This is a genomic window from Nitrospirota bacterium, assembly GCA_040752355.1.
Classification (GTDB): domain Bacteria; phylum Nitrospirota; class Thermodesulfovibrionia; order Thermodesulfovibrionales; family Dissulfurispiraceae; genus JBFMCP01.
Window position 1 is genome coordinate 67,343 of record JBFMHE010000010.1, and the last position, 16,869, is coordinate 84,211.

Annotated in this window: 20 protein-coding genes; 9 read left to right on the plus strand and 11 right to left on the minus strand. The window is 58.2% G+C overall.

The genetic code is table 11. The features are described from left to right. Positions 1 to 15 precede the first annotated feature (15 nt). Complete coding sequence (locus AB1805_08880) at positions 16 to 591, minus strand: VOC family protein (GenBank protein MEW5745530.1); 576 nt, start codon at positions 589 to 591, stop codon at positions 16 to 18. A gap of 176 nt (positions 592 to 767) precedes the next feature. Between AB1805_08880 and AB1805_08885 the strand changes: the two genes are divergently transcribed. Continuing rightward, complete coding sequence (locus AB1805_08885) at positions 768 to 953, plus strand: 4Fe-4S binding protein (protein ID MEW5745531.1); 186 nt, start codon at positions 768 to 770, stop codon at positions 951 to 953. 173 nt (positions 954 to 1,126) lie between these two features. Beyond that, the gene (locus AB1805_08890; GenBank protein MEW5745532.1) at positions 1,127 to 1,312 is read left to right on the plus strand and encodes a 4Fe-4S binding protein; all 186 of its coding nucleotides are present in this window, start codon (positions 1,127 to 1,129) and stop codon (positions 1,310 to 1,312) included. A gap of 81 nt (positions 1,313 to 1,393) precedes the next feature. On the opposite strand, the gene AB1805_08895 is transcribed toward AB1805_08890, so the two are convergent. Genes AB1805_08895 through AB1805_08910 form a run of 4 tightly spaced genes read right to left on the minus strand, consistent with a single transcriptional unit; the run spans position 1,394 to position 2,763 of the window. After that, a complete protein-coding gene (locus AB1805_08895; protein ID MEW5745533.1) occupies positions 1,394 to 1,645 on the minus strand; it encodes a sulfurtransferase TusA family protein in 252 nt (83 codons plus the stop codon). Positions 1,646 to 1,675: 30 nt separating this feature from the next. Then, entirely contained in the window at positions 1,676 to 2,089 is a 414-nt protein-coding gene (locus AB1805_08900; GenBank protein MEW5745534.1) for a DsrE family protein, read from the minus strand. Position 2,090: 1 nt separating this feature from the next. Then, a complete protein-coding gene (locus AB1805_08905; GenBank protein ID MEW5745535.1) occupies positions 2,091 to 2,453 on the minus strand; it encodes a DsrE family protein in 363 nt (120 codons plus the stop codon). Positions 2,454 to 2,466: 13 nt separating this feature from the next. Continuing rightward, positions 2,467 to 2,763 carry a DsrH/TusB family sulfur metabolism protein gene (locus tag AB1805_08910; protein ID MEW5745536.1) on the minus strand — a complete coding sequence of 99 codons (297 nt, stop codon included), beginning with the start codon at positions 2,761 to 2,763 and terminating at the stop codon, positions 2,467 to 2,469. Between the two features lie 171 nt (positions 2,764 to 2,934). Here AB1805_08910 and AB1805_08915 point away from each other — a divergent pair, with 171 nt between their 5' ends. The 7 genes from AB1805_08915 (at position 2,935) to AB1805_08945 (ending at position 9,737) form a co-directional block, all read left to right on the plus strand. After that, entirely contained in the window at positions 2,935 to 3,816 is an 882-nt protein-coding gene (locus AB1805_08915) for an alpha/beta fold hydrolase (protein MEW5745537.1), read from the plus strand. A gap of 372 nt (positions 3,817 to 4,188) precedes the next feature. Next, positions 4,189 to 4,695: a bidirectional hydrogenase complex protein HoxE gene (gene hoxE, locus AB1805_08920; GenBank protein MEW5745538.1), complete on the plus strand. Its 507-nt coding sequence runs from the start codon at positions 4,189 to 4,191 to the stop codon at positions 4,693 to 4,695. Next, complete coding sequence (locus AB1805_08925) at positions 4,685 to 6,334, plus strand: NuoF family protein (protein ID MEW5745539.1); 1,650 nt, start codon at positions 4,685 to 4,687, stop codon at positions 6,332 to 6,334. The genes hoxE and AB1805_08925 overlap by 11 nt, the downstream gene beginning before the upstream one ends. Continuing rightward, positions 6,331 to 7,050: a bidirectional hydrogenase complex protein HoxU gene (gene hoxU / locus AB1805_08930; GenBank protein MEW5745540.1), complete on the plus strand. Its 720-nt coding sequence runs from the start codon at positions 6,331 to 6,333 to the stop codon at positions 7,048 to 7,050. The genes AB1805_08925 and hoxU overlap by 4 nt, the downstream gene beginning before the upstream one ends. Beyond that, the gene (locus tag AB1805_08935; protein ID MEW5745541.1) at positions 7,047 to 7,592 is read left to right on the plus strand and encodes an NADP oxidoreductase; all 546 of its coding nucleotides are present in this window, start codon (positions 7,047 to 7,049) and stop codon (positions 7,590 to 7,592) included. Before hoxU ends, AB1805_08935 begins: the two co-directional genes overlap by 4 nt. Positions 7,593 to 7,608: 16 nt before the next feature. Further along, complete coding sequence (locus tag AB1805_08940; protein ID MEW5745542.1) at positions 7,609 to 9,030, plus strand: Ni/Fe hydrogenase subunit alpha; 1,422 nt, start codon at positions 7,609 to 7,611, stop codon at positions 9,028 to 9,030. A gap of 161 nt (positions 9,031 to 9,191) precedes the next feature. Next, positions 9,192 to 9,737 (plus strand): hypothetical protein, encoded by a 546-nt coding sequence (locus AB1805_08945; GenBank protein ID MEW5745543.1) that lies wholly within the window; start codon positions 9,192 to 9,194, stop codon positions 9,735 to 9,737. 72 nt (positions 9,738 to 9,809) lie between these two features. On the opposite strand, the gene thiC is transcribed toward AB1805_08945, so the two are convergent. The 6 genes from thiC to cobI all read right to left on the minus strand — a co-directional run bounded on the left by thiC (position 9,810) and on the right by cobI (position 16,868). Continuing rightward, entirely contained in the window at positions 9,810 to 11,111 is a 1,302-nt protein-coding gene (gene thiC, locus AB1805_08950) for a phosphomethylpyrimidine synthase ThiC (GenBank protein MEW5745544.1), read from the minus strand. A 40-nt stretch (positions 11,112 to 11,151) separates the two neighbouring features. Further along, positions 11,152 to 12,423: a BPL-N domain-containing protein gene (locus tag AB1805_08955; GenBank protein MEW5745545.1), complete on the minus strand. Its 1,272-nt coding sequence runs from the start codon at positions 12,421 to 12,423 to the stop codon at positions 11,152 to 11,154. 261 nt (positions 12,424 to 12,684) lie between these two features. Further along, complete coding sequence (cobJ, locus tag AB1805_08960; GenBank protein MEW5745546.1) at positions 12,685 to 14,577, minus strand: precorrin-3B C(17)-methyltransferase; 1,893 nt, start codon at positions 14,575 to 14,577, stop codon at positions 12,685 to 12,687. After that, a complete protein-coding gene (cobM, locus tag AB1805_08965; protein ID MEW5745547.1) occupies positions 14,561 to 15,316 on the minus strand; it encodes a precorrin-4 C(11)-methyltransferase in 756 nt (251 codons plus the stop codon). The genes cobJ and cobM overlap by 17 nt, the downstream gene beginning before the upstream one ends. After that, positions 15,316 to 16,107 carry an HD domain-containing protein gene (locus AB1805_08970; GenBank protein ID MEW5745548.1) on the minus strand — a complete coding sequence of 264 codons (792 nt, stop codon included), beginning with the start codon at positions 16,105 to 16,107 and terminating at the stop codon, positions 15,316 to 15,318. Before AB1805_08970 ends, cobM begins: the two co-directional genes overlap by 1 nt. Next, positions 16,104 to 16,868 carry a precorrin-2 C(20)-methyltransferase gene (cobI, locus tag AB1805_08975; GenBank protein ID MEW5745549.1) on the minus strand — a complete coding sequence of 255 codons (765 nt, stop codon included), beginning with the start codon at positions 16,866 to 16,868 and terminating at the stop codon, positions 16,104 to 16,106. The genes AB1805_08970 and cobI overlap by 4 nt, the downstream gene beginning before the upstream one ends. Position 16,869 lies beyond the last annotated feature (1 nt).

Here is a 16,869-nt window from a genome sequence, read left to right on the forward strand (position 1 = left end):
TCCGGGCGCTCCCGGTTATCCCGGCTCCCCTGATGCATGCCTGCCCAGCTTTCTCAGCTCGCCGGGATATATCTTACGGTCCTCTATGGGAGTCGGGTTTTCCACCGGGGGCCATTTGTCGGGCCGGGGTTCGGGGCCCTCTTGGGCAATAGCAGAGGGAGCGGCATCGAGCATGCGCGGCTCTTTGCGTATATCAACGCCCTCTACGCTATAGCAGAATTCGAGGGCGATGCCGTTGGGGTCGAAGGTGAAGAGCGAATGGATGAAGCCGTTGTCCACGACCTCCGAGACCCAGATATCGGCAGCCTCGAGTTTATCTTTCAGCACCCAGAGGGTATCGCTGTCCTCGACCTCGAAACAGACGTGGTCGAAGGCGACGCGGCCGGCGTCCTTCTCGGGGATGGGCTCGACCCCGGGCCATTCGAAGAAGGCGATCGTGTCCCGGTCGGAAATCTCGAAGAAATAGTGGCGGTATCCCGGCTTGCCCGCTGCCGCCACCAGCCGCATGCCGAGCAGGTCCCTCCAGAAGCGGATCGTGGCGTCCATAGCTCCCGTTGCCATTGCGAGGTGGTTGATGCCCCTGTACTTCATCGCCGCACTCTCCTTGCCGCACGCGCTCTTCAGGCGGCCTCTTTACGATTATCGACGAAAAAGAGGCAAAAAATCAAAGGAGGCGCCCGGCGCCGGGGCATAAAAATTGGGTGTACATTTCCGGGGAAATGGGGTACAATAAAAAATTGCAAAACTCTTCAGGAGGTGGCGTCGTTATGTATATGGTGGCTGTCAATGCGGCGAAGTGCGAAGGCTGCGAGGAGTGCGTGAACAACTGTCCCCAGGATGTCTTCAGGATGGTCGACGGGAAGTGCGATCCTTACCAGACTTCAGAATGCGTTTTCTGCGAGACCTGCCTGAGCGTCTGTCCTACTTCAGTAATAACCATAACCGAGATGTAGTGCACTCTTCACCCGGCGGGACAGTCGGTCTGCCCTGCCGGGAAGACTCTTTCCCTCTCCCCCGCCGTTTTGTCGCGCCCCGGAACTTTGAAAAAAAAACAAATGGACGTTTCAAAAATAAATTGTTTACAATAAAAGGTGCATTTCGATTTCAGCAACAGGAGGTGAACAGTATGTACATGGTCAATGTGAGCGTAGAGAAGTGCGAGGGCTGCGAGGAGTGCGTGAACGTATGCCCGCAGGGCGTTTTCAGGATGGTCGACGGGAAATCCGATCCCTATCAGACTGCCGAGTGCGTCTTCTGTGAGAGCTGTCTCGGCGTTTGTCCGACAAGCGCGATCACTATAAACGAGATGTAATAACTCTCTTTCCTCGAAAGGCTCAAAAGAAAAGGAGCGCCGGGCCGGTGCTCCTTTTCTTTTGTTCGATCGCGACAGCGCTTACTTCTTCTGGATGTAGATTTCCCAGTAGCCCTTGTCCTCGAGCTTGATCACCTCGATGGGATAGCCCTGCTTCTCGGCGTAGCGGGGAATGGAATCCTCGGCCGACGCCGGGGCGTCGCACAGGATCTTGAGCAATCCGCCGCTGCCCATCTTCTCGAGCTGCTTCTTGGTCAGCACGAGCGGGTAGGGACATACCCGTCCCAATACGTCCAGTGTCTCTGTCGGTGCCTGAGCCTTTAAGTCTGCCATTGCTGTAACCTCCTCAAGGTAGTGTGCTGTCTAATTGAAAAGGAGATGGTCCACAGAGTCCATCACCTTCTGAATCTCGCTGAAGGGAACGATCTTCGCCCTGGTCTCTCCTCCCAGATCCTCCGCATCCATGATCAGCTGGTCCTCCTTGAGACCAAGGCGGTCGATGTCTTCCTTGCAGTACATGACGTTCAGATCGAGGAGCAGGGAGTTCTTTATATGCTGTTCGAGGCTGGTTATGCCGTAATGCTTCGAGCCCTGCTGCCCCTTCAGGCAGTTGAGCACGCCGTCGCCGATAAAGCAGACCGCGGGCTCGACATTGTCGCCGTCCTCGAGGTATATCTCGACCGTCTGGCTCGCTATGGCGTGGGTCATCGCAAGCCGCGAGGCCTCTGTCTTGTAGGGAAGTGATCTGACAATGAATCCGAGTTTCTTGATCGCCATATTAATCGCCTCCTATATGAAGAACTCTGTCTGCGCCGAAGGTGCTGGCAAGATACCAATCCATGCTGTGCCGTTTCCAGCCTTCCATCGTATCATCTTTATGGTAGCCGCGGGCTTCTGCGCAAGCCTCACAGGCGGTCGCCTGGAACTTCCCGGTAGCGAAGAGCTCGGTAAGCGTCTTGGCGAGCGCCGAGTAGTCCTTGAACGCCCTCTGCCCTTTTTTGGAGAGCATGGTTGCATTGCCGGATACCCAGAAGTCTACCGAGTGCCCCTTCTGCACCGCTGCCTGGGAAAGCTTTACTGCGAAGTCAAGGGATAACGAGCCTACCAGTGATGAGAAGCAGCCTATCGTCAATTTTCCCATTTCGGTCTCCTTTCTATACCCAGATTATCTTTTCGTAGTCGTTGAAGATGAGGTCGACGACGTCGCCGTAGTTCACCGGCTTGACGCGGCTGTCGAGGTTTGCTGCGGTGAAGCCCCTGCTCTCGAGGTCCTCGGTCAAAACGTAGAAAGATGCCTTCTTGTCGAGGACGGGGGACGCCTTGCCGCTCTCCTTGACCGTCGCATGGTACACGCCGTTGCCGACGAGCACGACGCCGAGCTTGTCAGCGGTAAGCCTGTCGAGGATATCGGTCCCTGTCCTGTAGTCGCTTAAGAAAATACCCAGTTTCACGCTCACACCTCCTTCTGAACTTTTTAGTCTGCCACACAGACTTTGGTATAGTAAAAATATGAAGAAAGAATCGGCTGGCGTAACAGTATTTATACCAGTCTACCAGTATAACCGGCAGCAGGAAAGAAAGAAAAATAAGAATAAATTATATTTTCATAATAAGGGCTTATAATGACGACCCGTCCGAGCGTATTCTACAGGGGCAGAACGGATAAGCCTCTCGTCGTGTTCATCCACGGGATGGGGCTGGACGAGCGGATATGGGTGCGACCCGCTGAGGCGCGCGTGCTCGGCGGGAAATACCCGCTGACCGTCCTCATGCGGGGCGCCGGAGCAGGGCTGAAGACCCTCTTCGAGAGCTGCAGGGAGCAGGGGTTCACGGTGCTCACCTGGTCGCAGCGCCGTCCGGTGGGGCCGATCGCCGCTGCTGCGGGGGAGCTGAGCGACCTCATCGAACGGCACCGCCCCTACACGGGGAACGGGGTGATCCTCGTCGGCCACAGCCGGGGCGGGCTGGTCGCGCGCAAGTATCTCGAAAGGAAGAGCGGCGTGGTGAGGGGTATCGTAACGATCGTCACCCCGCACCACGGCACCTCGCTGGCAAAGTGGGTGGACTACGTCGGCCCCCTCGCCTCGGTGGCGCATCGGTTCGTCGGCGCCCGGAACGAGGAGGAAGCGCGCACCGTGCTCCAGCGGATTGTCGGGTTCCTCGTCAGCACAGGGGTGCGGGAGCTCTATCCCCGCTCTCCTTTCTTCGCTGAGCTGAGGGACGGGCTGCGGGAGGGCATCCGGTCCGTATCGGTCGGCGGCACCGATCCTCACCTGGTGAAGCTCGGGCCGGTCTCGCTGGCCGACCTGATGCGGAGGATAATGCCGTCGCCCCTCGTGCCTGTGGAACTGAAAGACGGCTGCGGCGACGGCATGGTATCGGCCGAGAGCGCCGTGCTCCCCTACGGCGGTGAGCACCGGGACTTCCCGGTGAACCATGTGACCGTTCTCTTCGATAACGAGGTGAGGGAGTATATCATGAATGCAGTGGAAGGGATGAGCTGATATGCCGGCGCCGTATCCGTGTCCCTGCCGCACCGCGAAAAGGAGTAGTGTTGCTCGGATCCATTTTCAACCTGCTGCTGTTCCAACGCAGCTTATCTCGGAGCTCTCCCTCCTTGGCACTTGCCTTTATCCGGGATCTGGGCTATAAGTTTTGTATGGAAGTCATCTCGTAAATACCGCTTCAACAAAGTAAGAATGCACGCAGGATGAAGGGCATCAGCCGGGACTTCTAATAACCATTCCCTTACCCCGGAGCGGGTCCATTGCCGGCGAGCAGGTTCCGGAATTGACATTTCGATATGGTCCATTATTCATCAGTTAACTCCAAGCTTTTGATTGTTTCAGATCCGATGAGAAGGCAAGGAGGTCTTTATGGCATCGGAAACGGGCACTTCATCAGGTCAGCCGGTCGACCGCCGGCTTAAAATGGTTGAAGCGACAATGCGACGGTACGGCAATGAGCCTTCCGCGCTGATAGAAACCCTGCACACGGTCCAGGAGGCCTTCGGCTACATCGATGAAGAGATCATGAAGTATGTCGCAGCAGTCCTGAACGTTCCGCTCAGTAAAGTATACGGGGTCGCTACGTTTTATCACTTCTTCAATCTCAAACCTCAGGGAAAACACACCTGCGTCGTCTGTACCGGAACCGCCTGCTACATCAAGGGAGCGCAAAACCTGATAGAGACAATCGGGCACGAGACGGGAGTAAAGCCTGGAGAAACGACCGCCGACCGCTCATTATCGCTGCTTACCGCGCGGTGTCTCGGCTCGTGCGGGCTGGCGCCGGCAGTCGTATTCGACGGTGATGTCGCGGGCAGACTGACCCCTCCGGATGTTCTGCAGCGAATAAGGGGGTGGAAAGAACATGCATCCTGACGAACTGCTTGACCTCATCGATAAAGAGAATGAAGCAAGATCCCGCTGGAAACATACCATACATATCTGTACGGCGGCAGGCTGCCTCTCCTGCCGGAGCGATGCGCTGAAGGAAGCCTTTGACAAAGAGGTCGCGGCAAAGGGCCTTGCAGAGGTGTGCGCGGTAAAAGGGGTGGGATGTATGGGCACCTGCAATGCCGGTCCCATGGTGCGCATAGAACCGGGCGGAATACACTACGGTCCGGTCGCCCCGGAAGATGTGTCTGAAATTGTGATGTCCCTGGACGGCGACCCGATAAGCCGTCTCCTGTGCAAGGAAAGCGCGGTCTTCTCGTCCAGGCAGCACAAGATCGTTCTCGAGAACAGCGGCATTGTCGATCCCGAAAGGATAGAAGACTATATCGCGTCAGGCGGATACACGGCATTATCAACGGCGCTTGCCACAATGTCGCCGTCCGATGTCATCGCACATGTAGTGCAGAGCGGTTTGCGGGGCAGAGGCGGCGCAGGCTATCCGACAGGACTGAAATGGACGACGGTCGCCAAGACCGGGAGCAGGCGAAAATATGTCGTCTGCAACGCCGACGAAGGGGACCCCGGCGCCTTCATGGACAGAAGTGTTCTCGAGAGCGATCCGCACCGCGTCCTGGAAGGAATGGCAATAGCGGCCTACGCGGTGAGCGCATTTCACGGCTACCTCTATGTGCGGGCCGAATACCCCCTTGCCATAAAGCGGCTTGCAAAGGCGATCAGGGATGCCGAAAGACACGGTCTGCTCGGGAACAATATCTGCGGCACCACCTTCAAATTCGGCGTACAAATAAGGCTCGGCGCCGGGGCCTTTGTATGCGGCGAAGAAACTTCCCTGATATCGTCGATAGAAGGGAACCGCGGCGCCCCGCGTCCCCGGCCGCCGTATCCGGCCGAATACGGGCTTTGGGGACATCCCACCCTTATCAACAACGTCGAGACCTTCGCGAATATTCCGCCGATCATCAGGAACGGGGGCGCATGGTTCGCAAAGACCGGTACTGAGAAGAGCAAGGGGACAAAAGTTTTCGCGATCGCAGGCCGGGTCAACAATACGGGCCTGATAGAAGTGCCCTTCGGCATAACCCTTCGCGAAATAGTGTTTGATATAGGCGGCGGGATTCCCGAGGGCAGGAACTTCAAGGCAGTGCAGACAGGGGGACCTTCCGGCGGGTGCATTCCGGCAGAGTTCCTCGATATGCCCGTGGATTACGAGTCGCTGGCATCCGTCGGCTCCATTTTGGGGTCGGGCGGGCTCATCGTTATGGACGACACCTCCTGCATGGTGGATGTGGCGAAGTACTTCATGGAATTCTCGAGGAGCGAATCCTGCGGGAAATGTCTGCCCTGCAGAACAGGGACCCCGCAGATGTACCACATCCTCGGAAGAATCAGCGAGGGCGGGGGGACTAGGTACGACGTTCAGCTGCTGGAAGAGCTCTGCGACCTGTTGAAAAACACGAGTCTGTGCGGCCTGGGACTGTCGGCGCCGAACCCTGTTGTCAGCACCCTCAGGTATTTCAAAGACGAATATGAGGCCCATATCCTGGACAAAACCTGCCCGGCCGGAGTATGCGCCATGGCGTCGGGAAGGATGGTGAGGCAATGAATGAATCCGCCCGCATTGTTACGTTCAAAATGGACGGGAGGGAAATAGGCGCCCGCGAGGACGAAACCATTCTCCAGGTTGCGACCGATAACGGCATCTTCATCCCGACGCTCTGCTATCTCGAGGGACTGTCCGCCATGGGCGGGTGCCGTCTCTGCATGGTCGAGGTAAAGGAGACATCCAAACTGGTCCCTTCGTGCGTGACCTATGCGCGTGAAGGGATGGAAGTGATCACGAACTCGGAACGCCTGGCGAAATACCGCATCATGCTGCTCGAGCTCTTCTTTGCCGAGCGCAACCACATTTGCGCCATCTGTGTTGCAAACGGCCGGTGTGAACTGCAGAATCTCACCGTCAACCTCGGCATGACGCATGTCCACTTCCCTTACTTCTATCCGCGGGTGCCGGTGGACGCATCCCATGAGCGTTTCGTGCTCGACCATAACCGCTGCATCCTCTGTACACGATGCGTACGGGTGTGCGCCGAGATCGAAGGAGCCCACACGCTCGACGTCATGACGAGAGGAATGGATTCAAGGATCATCACCGACCTGAACCAGGCCTGGGGCAGCTCGGTAACCTGTACGCGCTGCGGCAAATGCGTGAACGTCTGTCCTACGGGCGCTCTTTCCGAAAAGGGCAAAGCAGTTGCCGACATCGCCGTAAAAAAGCAGTTTCTTCCCTACCTGACGCGGATGAGAAGAGGAAAACAATGAGCAAGATGAAAATAGCGACCGTATGGCTGGACGGCTGTTCAGGGTGCCATATGTCCATGTTCGATATGGACGAGAAGCTTATCGATATCCTCGAAAAAGTCGACCTCGTGTACAGTCCCCTGGTGGATGCAAAAGAGTTTCCTGAAGGAGTCGACGTTACGGTGATCGAAGGCGGGGTCGGCAGCGAGGAAGACAAGCATATGCTCGAGCTCATAAGGGCCAGGACCCACATGCTCGTCTCCTACGGCGACTGCGCGGTTACGGGGAATGTGCCCTCTTTGCGCAACAGGTTTTCCGTCGACGATCTGATCAAAAGGTCGTATATCGAGAACGTCTCGGCTCACGGAGACGGGGGAGGGAACGTTCCGGGCGATGCGGTCCCCCGGCTCCTCCCTGTCGAACGTCCGCTGCACGAGGTGGTGAGGGTCGATGTCTTCATCCCCGGATGTCCGCCCCGTCCGGGCCTGACGTATTTCATGCTGAAAGAGCTCCTCGAAGGACGGATGCCGGACCTGAAGGAAAAAACACGTTTCGGTTTGTGAGATAAAGGGAGTGCACATGCCTGATAAGATCGTTATCTCGCCGGTTACACGCGTAGAAGGACACTCTAAAATCACAATTCAGCTCGGCAGCGACGGCACGGTCGTAGACGCGCACCTCCATATAACACAGTTCAGGGGATTCGAGAAATTCTGTGAGGGAAGACCTTATTATGAAATGCCCTACATCGTGGCGCGCATCTGCGGTATCTGTCCCGTCAGCCATTCGCTCGCATCGGCAAAGGCATGCGACGCCATATGGGGCGTGAAGGTCCCCTATGCGGGCGACCTGCTCAGAAGGGTAATGCACCTGGCGCAGTTCGTGCAGTCGCATGCGCTGAGCTTTTTCCATCTCTCCTCTCCGGACTTCCTCATGGGGATGGATGCCGACCCGGCGGAGCGGAACCTTGCGGGCGTCATCAGGAAATACCCGGATATCGCCCGCGACGGCATCAGCCTGAGGAGTTACGGACAGCAGGTCATCGAGCGGCTCGGCGGCAAGAGGGTGCATCCTTCGGAAATAGTTCCCGGCGGCGTCATCTCTCCCCTCAGCGAGGAAGACAGGGAGTGGGTGCTGGCGGGGATTCCTCCCGCGCTGCAGATCGCGGAGCGCACGCTCGGCTGGTTCAAGCAATCGATAGAAGAGCACAGGGAAGAGATACGGACCTTCGGCAATTTCCCGACCCTCTTCCTCGGGCATGTAAGAGACCGCGGCAGCCTGGCGCTCTACGACGGGTTGTTGCGCTTTATAGACGCCTCCGGGAAAATTATCCATGACGATATCGAGCCGCAGCATTACGAACGGTGGATCGGAGAGATGGTAGACACCGAATCCTACCTCAAGTCGCCCTATTTCAAACCCCTGGGACACGCCGAAGGCATTTACCGGGTAGGACCCCTGGCACGGTTCAATGTAGCGGACAGATGCTCAACGGCAACGGCGAACCGGGAGTTCGTCGAGTTCAAGGCGCTCGAACGGGGGGCCGTCCACAGCTCCTTTTTCTATCATTATGCCCGTCTGATAGAAATCATCTATGCGCTCGAACGCATGGAGCAACTACTCAATGACCCCGGCATCATGAACAGCCATGTGCGCGCATTCGCATCTCCCAATAATACCGAGGGCATAGGTGTTTCCGAGGCTCCGCGGGGTACGCTCATACACCACTATAAAGTTGATGAGAACGGCCTGATAACCTGGGTAGACCTGATCATAGCGACGGGACACAACAACCTGGCCATGAACCGCGGGGTGCTCCAGGTTGCGAAACATTTCATCAGGGGCGATAAGATCGAAGAGGGCGCGTTGAACAGGATAGAAGCCGTGATCAGGGCGTTCGACCCGTGCCTGAGCTGTTCGACCCACGCGGTCGGGGCCAGTAACTACCTGATCCAGCTCATCGGACCTGACGGCGAAGTTCTGCACAGTGTAAACAGGTAGTGATTTCAGACTGGATTTCCAAGGGTATGGAGCAGCCCTGTTTCCGATCTTCAGTGCCCGCAGGAGCTCCGTTAGAGGGGACACTCAAAGAGGCACATCACACGCGGCAATGGCAAAAGAGCTCGCAGCTCGGCAAGAGGATAAGTAAAGTATAATAAAGCATGCCTCTTGATAAGAGCCGGATGAGCGATCTGAGCCAGCCCTGCCATGTGCTTTCACGGGGCGCGATGCTCCATGTCAGCGCTCTTTTCCGGCACTATGAGGGGAGGCTGGATAAGGTTTGCCTCCTTGCGGGGAAGGTGAGGGATGCCATTCAGGCCGTCGATGCGTTCATCCAGCACCATTCGGCAATCGCCTGTCCCCGCTGCGAGGACGTATGCTGCGAGAACCGCCATGCCTATTACAATTACGAGGATCTCGTCTATATACACGGCCTCGGGCTCACACCGCACGATTGCGAGCAGCGGGACGATGCAGCACCCTGCCAGTTCCTCTCTCCGCAGGGATGCAGGCTGGAGCGCGCGCTGCGGCCCTCCCGGTGCAACTGGTATTTCTGCGACGCGCTTTATGACAGCATGGAGAAAGCGCCCGGGGAAGCGTACGCCCGGTACGATGAATCGCTGCGGAGCGTGGCAGAGCTCTGGATGGAGATGATCGAGGAGTTCAGGAAGGTTACGGGAGATGCGCCGGAATTGTGGAGCGGTTAAAGGGCGCGGGAGCTTTTATTCCCTCGCGCCCTTTGGCCGCTCAGCTCTCTCTGCCAGCAGCGCCTCCCGGGGCTAGTGCTTCCCTCCGAGCTTTATGGCGTCATCGAACATCCCCTTCAGGATTTTCGAGGCGCAGAAGCTGCCGCACATGGTGCAGGACTCTTCGCTGGCGGGCTGGCGCTCGCTCCGTATCCGTACGGCCTCCTCCCTGGAGAGCGCGAGGTCGAACTGTTTCTTCCAGTCGAGATCCCTTCGCGCTATGGACATCTCTCTATCCCTCTTTCTCTCTTTCAGCTTCACCATATCGCCGATGTGGGCTGCGATACGGGCGGTGATGACCCCCTGCTTTACGTCGTCGGGATAGGGGAGGCCTAAGTGCTCTGCGGGGGTGACATAGCAGATGAAGTCAGCCCCGCAGGCGGAGGAGAGTGCTGCACCGATGGCCGAGGTGATGTGGTCATACCCGGGCGCGATATCGGTGGTGATCGGGCCGAGCATGTAGAAGGGAGACTCCCCGCTCATCTTCTTTTCGAGGAGCACGTTCGCCTCGATCTCGTCGATCGGGATGTGGCCGGGGCCTTCGACCATGGTCTGGCACCCGGCGTTCCTGCCGATCTCCGCGAGCTCGCAGTTGATGATGAGCTCCTGTATCTGCACCCTGTCCGACGAGTCGTGGATCGCCCCGGCCCTGAAGCCGTTGCCGAGGCTCAGGACGACATCATGCTTCTTCAGGATCTCGACGACGCGATCGAACTTCTCGTAGAGCGGGTTCTCCCGGTTGTTGTGGAGCATCCAGGCGGTGAGATAGGAGCCCCCCTTCGAAACGAGACCGCCGTAGCGGTACCCCTGCTTCCTGAGGCGCTCGATGGTCATGAGATTGATGCCGCAATGGATCGCCATGAAAGCGACCCCCTCTTCGCACTGCCGCTCCATGACGTCCCAGAGCAGCTCTTCGGGCATGTGGACGGCGCCGCCGTACTTGTCGATGGCGATGGCAAAGGCTTCATAAAGAGGCACGGTCCCGATGGGGAGCGTTACGGCATCCATGACCGCTCTCCTGATGCCGCTGATGGGGCCGCCGACGCTGAGATCCATGAGCGAGTCGGCGTGGTACTGCTCGGCGATCCGCGCCTTCTCCACTTCGAGCGCAACATCCGAAATATCGGTCGAGGTGCCGATAGAGGCGTTGATCTTTGTCCTCAAGCCTTTTCCAATGCCGGTGATTCTGCTCGCCCTGTTTCTGTTCGCCGGTATGACGATCTTCCCTGCCGCGACCCTGCGGCGCACTACTTCGACATCCTGACCTTCTTCTGCTGCGACGCTGCGAATTTCCGGGGTTATCTCTCCCCGTTTTGCCCTCTCAAGCTGAGTCATTACTCCTCCTTTATGATGAAATAGATGTGAAAGAAACCAGCTACGGGATGCTGCCGGGAACAAGCAATGCGTATAGAAGCCGGTCTGTCTCGTCGATCAGCTTTTTGAACGCGCCGCCATAGCTCTTCGCGCTGGAAAAAAGATGCATTCTGATCTCCCGTATTTCGGGATCGTCGCACTTCTCGTACGTGATGCGGCCGTTCTGGAGCGCCTGCCGCTCGAGAAGGAGCAGACGTTGTGCCTGTTTGATGAAAGGAACAAGCAGGGTTTCGGTCCCCCTCATCTTCTCCGCGATGATCGGCGAGGACGTTGCTCCGTTTTCGGCTCTTCTCATCAGCATGCCGATCTCCTTGATCAGGATAAAGAGGGTGTTGTACTCGAGCCCCCTTACCCCTCTCCGCCATTGGAGGAGCAGGGGGTTCCGCCAGAACCAGAGAAAGTTCCGGAGGCCGAGCGCAATGAGCTCATCGACGGCTTCTTCCATCTCCGACATGAGCGCGGAAGCATCATGGTACGGAAGCGCGGAAGTTCGGAGGCTCGGAAGCTCGGAAGGCTGTTGCGCTTCCGTATGCCCCAGACAGCTCCATAGATTGATGAGTACCCTTCTCCCGTTATCATCATCGGGGGTATCGAAATGGATAAGCGAAAGCACCACCGTGCCCTTTCCATACGATCCCTGGATGACAGCAGGGTCATTCAGCAGCCTTCCCGGATCGAGATTGATTCCGTAGCGCTCCTCAAGACCGGACCAGGCGCCGATCGCTTCGACATCGCCTGCGTTGAGGTCGGAGCTGAAGGCATCGGGCAGCGCAGCGCCGTAGGTGGCGAGGACCTTGATGCTGCTATCCTCCACGATGAACTGGGAGGGCCACCATGCGTGGAAGATGAGCGATTCGTCACCGCGTTCGTTTAATCCCTTCCAGAGAGGATGATCGGTAATGTTCAGATGAATCCTTCCGCTGAAGCTCGGTACGCGCTCCTTCGTGGGTCTGCGTTTCACCTCCAGGAGGCCGATGCCGTCCTGCGTGGCGAGGCCTGCGCCTCCGCAGATCCCGAGATAGGAGCCTCCCTCATGGACGAAACGCCTGATCGCCTCGGCGCCCTCTTCTCCGAGGGCTTTCGCCTTGTTCGACGCCCACCCGCCGGGGACGAAGAGCATGGTATGGCCGTCCAGCCGTCCTGCCCTGATGTCTTCGGCACGCAGCAGGGCGAAGGGGAGGCCCGCTGCCCGGAGCGCACGCACGGCCATTACGCCCCAGAGGAACGACTCATCCCACAACAACGCAACCTTATTCGTAAATAGATTCATCATGTTATATCTCGATTTTTGAAATCGTTTAGAACTTAGTGCTTCTAACAAAATGAAAGAACTTAGAGTCAGACAAGGTATAGTACATGAGCGGCTTGGGCAGCCCGAGCGTAATCCAGGGATGGTGGAGCGGGTCGGTACGACTCGATACCGAGCTGCCCCGCCTCGGAGCAAGGCGTGGATGCCTTGTGAGAATGAGCGAATGTACTGTGCCTTGTCTGACTCTCTTTGCTCATTCTGTTAGACTCTCTAAGTGTTTCGTGTTCAGAATTTGCCTTTATCCCCGTACCCCCTCGGGGTGATCATCCATTTATCCCAGGTGAAGGTCCGTGAATTCCCGATGATCACGGTCGTCTGCATATCGATGTCGTGGTTCAGCATGTCGCGCAGGGTGGTAATGACGATCCGTTCGTTTTCCCTCATCGCTCCCTTGACGATGCCCACCGGGGTCTCGGTGCTCCGGTATTTCAGGCAGATGGCCCGCGCTGTGGTGATATGCTCGGGACGCCCCATGCTCTTCGGGTTGTAGAGGGCGATGACGAAGTCGGCGGAGGCAGCGGCAGTGAGCCGCTTCTCGATCACCTCCCAGGGCGTCAGTCTGTCCGAAAGGCTTATCGCCGCAAAGTCGTGCATCAGAGGAGCGCCGAGCCGGGCAGCGCAGGCGTTGAGCGCCGAGATGCCGGGAACGACCTCGACGGACAGCCGATGGCTGATGTCTGACGGCTGACGGCTTTTAAGGAGCTCGAACACCAGCCCTGCCATGGCATAGATGCCGGGGTCTCCTCCGCTGATGACGGCGACGCTCTTGCCCCGTTCTGCGAGCTCGATCGCCTTTCTACAGCGGTCGACCTCCCTGGTCATGCCGGTCGAAAACACCTCTTTGCCCGCTACGAGCCCGGGTATCAGATCGATATATGTTCCATAGCCTACGATGACATCAGCCTCTCGTATGATCTTCTGTGCATACGGTGTAATGTGCTCGGCGCCTCCCGGTCCGGTGCCGACTATGCAGATTTTTCCATGAGCCCGGAATTCTCCTTCAAGATTTTCTTTGCTCTCTGCTGTTTCTGCACTTCCGGGTTTCCGTATCTCGGCAACCGCAACCGTGACATTGCCGGTCTTCTGTTTAGGAATTGCCAGCGCCTCTGCGCCCGCGGCGAGGAGCGCTGCGGGCGCCGCGACCGCATACGCGCCGGTAGCTTTATGGACCGTATCGGATTTCACGACGCCCGGCACTGCATTCAGCTCGCCGGCTGTATACGTGATCATTTCGAGTCCGCTCTTCCGTGCAAACTCCACGAGCCCGGGCTCGCCGGCCTTGAGATCGATGGTGGCGACAGCGCGAAGGGAGAGCGGAGAGAGGTTGTACGCCTCCAGCGCCCTCCGGACGGCATCGCCTATTTCCGCTTCGGGCGTGCCGCTGTTGCACCCTATTCCCAGGATCAGGTTTCTCGGGCGAAGGTAGAGCTGCTCTTTGACATGACAGAAGCCGGCGGCGCACGACGGTTCTGTGAAAAGGCTTTCGGAAGCGACTGGAGGATCTGAAGAAAGGGATGGTGCGCTCCGGTACACAGCGGCCTTATTGGTTATGATGATATCGGCAAAGCGCGGATCCACCACCCGGGAGAATGCACCCGGCAGCCTGAGCCCTGCCTCTGCATAGACGCTCAACCCGCAGTTGTTGATCAGACGCGTGCCGAGAGCAGGGAGGAGCGTCCACTCCTCGATCGCGAGATCGTTTTCCGCGGCCCAGAGGTCGATCGCGGGCATATCGTTTACGTCCGAGGCCGTGGTGACGACCGCCTCGCCGGACAGGAAGCCGGCAATCTCTTTTGCGCGGTCATTCGCGCCGCCCAGGTGACCGCAGAGGAGACTGATGCAGAACTTCCCCTTGTCGTCGAGGACGAGCACCGCGGGGTCGGTCCGCTTATCCTTGACCAAGAGCGCTACCGTGCGCACCACGATCCCCGCGGCCATGATAAAGATCAGCGTGCCGGCGCTCTTCCATACCTCGGCAACTCGTGCCGCGTTGAACTTCTCGACAGCGCTTCGAGGGTAACGCTGCTCGAGCCGCTCTGCAAGCGCACGGCCGTTGTCGGTTATATAGAATATGATCGTCTTATGCTTTTCGGCCTCTGGCTTATTTCCGGTACTCATGGCTGAAATCCTTATGGTAGAGTTTCGATTCCTTTCCGAGCGGCCCTTCGGAGGCCCCGAGGGATTCGCCGACATAGATGAGCGCTGTCTTCCTGATGCCCGCATCGGCAGCGAGCGCGGCCATATCATCGATCGTCCCGCGCAGTATCCTCTGTTCGGGCCAGGACGCCTTCTCGATGATCACGACCGGCGTGTCGGGAGGATATCCTTCGAGCAGCTCGCTCCTCACCTTCTCGATCATGCCGGCGCTGAGAAAGATGACCATGGTGGCGCGGTGCTGCGCCAGGAGGCCGAGCCGCTCCGCATCGGGCACGGGGGTCCGGCCCTCGAGACGGGTGACGATCACGGTCTGGCTTATCTCGGGTATCGTGAGCTCCTGCCCGAGCGCTGCTGCCCCGGCCATTGCCGAAGACACGCCGGGAATGACCTCGTAAGCGATGCCGAGATTCCTCAGCCGCTCGATCTGCTCCGATATGGCGCTGTAGAAGGCGGGGTCGCCGGTATGGAGGCGCGCCACGGTCTTGCCTGCTTTTATCGACCGCTCCATAAGGGCGATCGTCTCGTCGAGCGTCATCGATGCCGAGTTGTGTATCTCGGCGCGAAGCCCGTCGAGGAGTGCGGGATTGACCAGGCTGCCGGCGTAGATGACGACCTCCGCGGCATCGAGCACCCTTCTCCCTTTGACGGTTATAAGCTCGGGGTCGCCGGGACCCGCGCCGATGAAATATACCTTGTGCATCATCTTCCTCCTGTAGCCTTCCGCCGTATGCAGCCGAGCAGGAAGACGACGGCGCGCTCTATCTCATCCGTCCGGGGCAGGGTGGCAGCGATGCGCCGTATATAATTGCTCTCCTCCAGCATAATGAAGGAGGTGTCGAAATTGAGATCGAAGACCCACGCCATCTGCGCGAGCTTGAAATCAGCCTGCGTTTTGAGCATGGCGAGGGATATGAGCTGTTCCCTGAAGATGCACGCGAGCACGTCAGCCGAATATTCGGGGACATCGGGCAGGCCGAGGCCTGCTGCCGATGCGCGGTCTTCGTCTCTCGCCTCGTAGTATTCGGTGAAGACCCGCCAGATATCGAGCTTGTCGGCATCGCGGACCAATCTGATGAAGAGCAGCTCCTCCGCATTTTCGAGGGCGGGGACTTTGAAGACGTTGTGAAATTTAACTGCCGTCAGGACGAGCTCCCGCTCTTCAGGGGGGAGGCGGTCGAGGAGACGCTCTTCCCTGAGAATCTTCACTCCGAGCTCGGCGTGGTTCACCGATACCCCATCCCTGAAGGTCTTGTACTGCGCATATTGCGGGAAGCGGCCTAGATCGTGAAAGAGCCCCACTGTTTCGGCGAGCAGCGTCCGGGTCTCGTCGAGCGACTGGGCGCAGGCGATCCGTACGATGTTCTTGCAGACCTGCAGCGTGTGCTGCTCCTTGAGCGCTATATTCCGCTGGTCCTCCGGATCGGGCATCGCAAAGGAGGCGCAATACGCGGCAAACCACGTTTTATAAGAGTCCCTGTCAGCCGCGATCATTTCTTTACGATCACCAGGGAAAAGTAGTTGAGCTCTTTGCCGGCCAGCTCCCGCAGATTATGCACTACCTGCTCGTCCTCCATTCCCGCGCGCGAGACATAGACCGCCTTGTCGACGAGGCCCAGCTCCTCGAGCACGGCGACGACTTTCGGTAAGACCTTATGCACCTTCATCAGCACAACGGTATCGAAGGCGCTCAGGATGTCCCGGAGGTCATCGGTGTAGGTCGCGGGCAGTATGGCGATCTTCTCGTCGGCGAGGGAGAGCGAGAGGTGAGCCCGTGCAGCCGCGGCAGTGATCGACGAGATGCCCGGAACGATCTCTATGCGAATGTCCGGATTCGATCCGATAATCCGGTCGTACAGGTAGAAGAAGGTGCTGTAGACGGTCGGATCCCCGATCGTGATGAATGCCATGTCGGTGCCCCTGTTGAGGATACTCAGCACCGCCTCCACCGTCTCATCCCATTTGGCGTCGAGCTCGCACGCGGCATGATCAGGAGCACCCGGCCCGCCCGCTTTCTGCGCGCTCCGGCGCTTCCGTGCCTCGGCGCTCTTCCTCATCGGGAAATGGGCCTCGATGATCTGTTTGCCGGCAAGGTCCAGCGCTCCCTTCACGATCGAGAGGGCGAGACTGCTTCCCTCCTCCCTGCCCTTGGGAACGCAGAGGCACTGGACCTTCTTGAGCACCTTGACGGCCTTGAGCGTCAGCAATTCAGGATCGCCGGGGCCGACACCGATAACATAGAGTGTTCCTGCCATG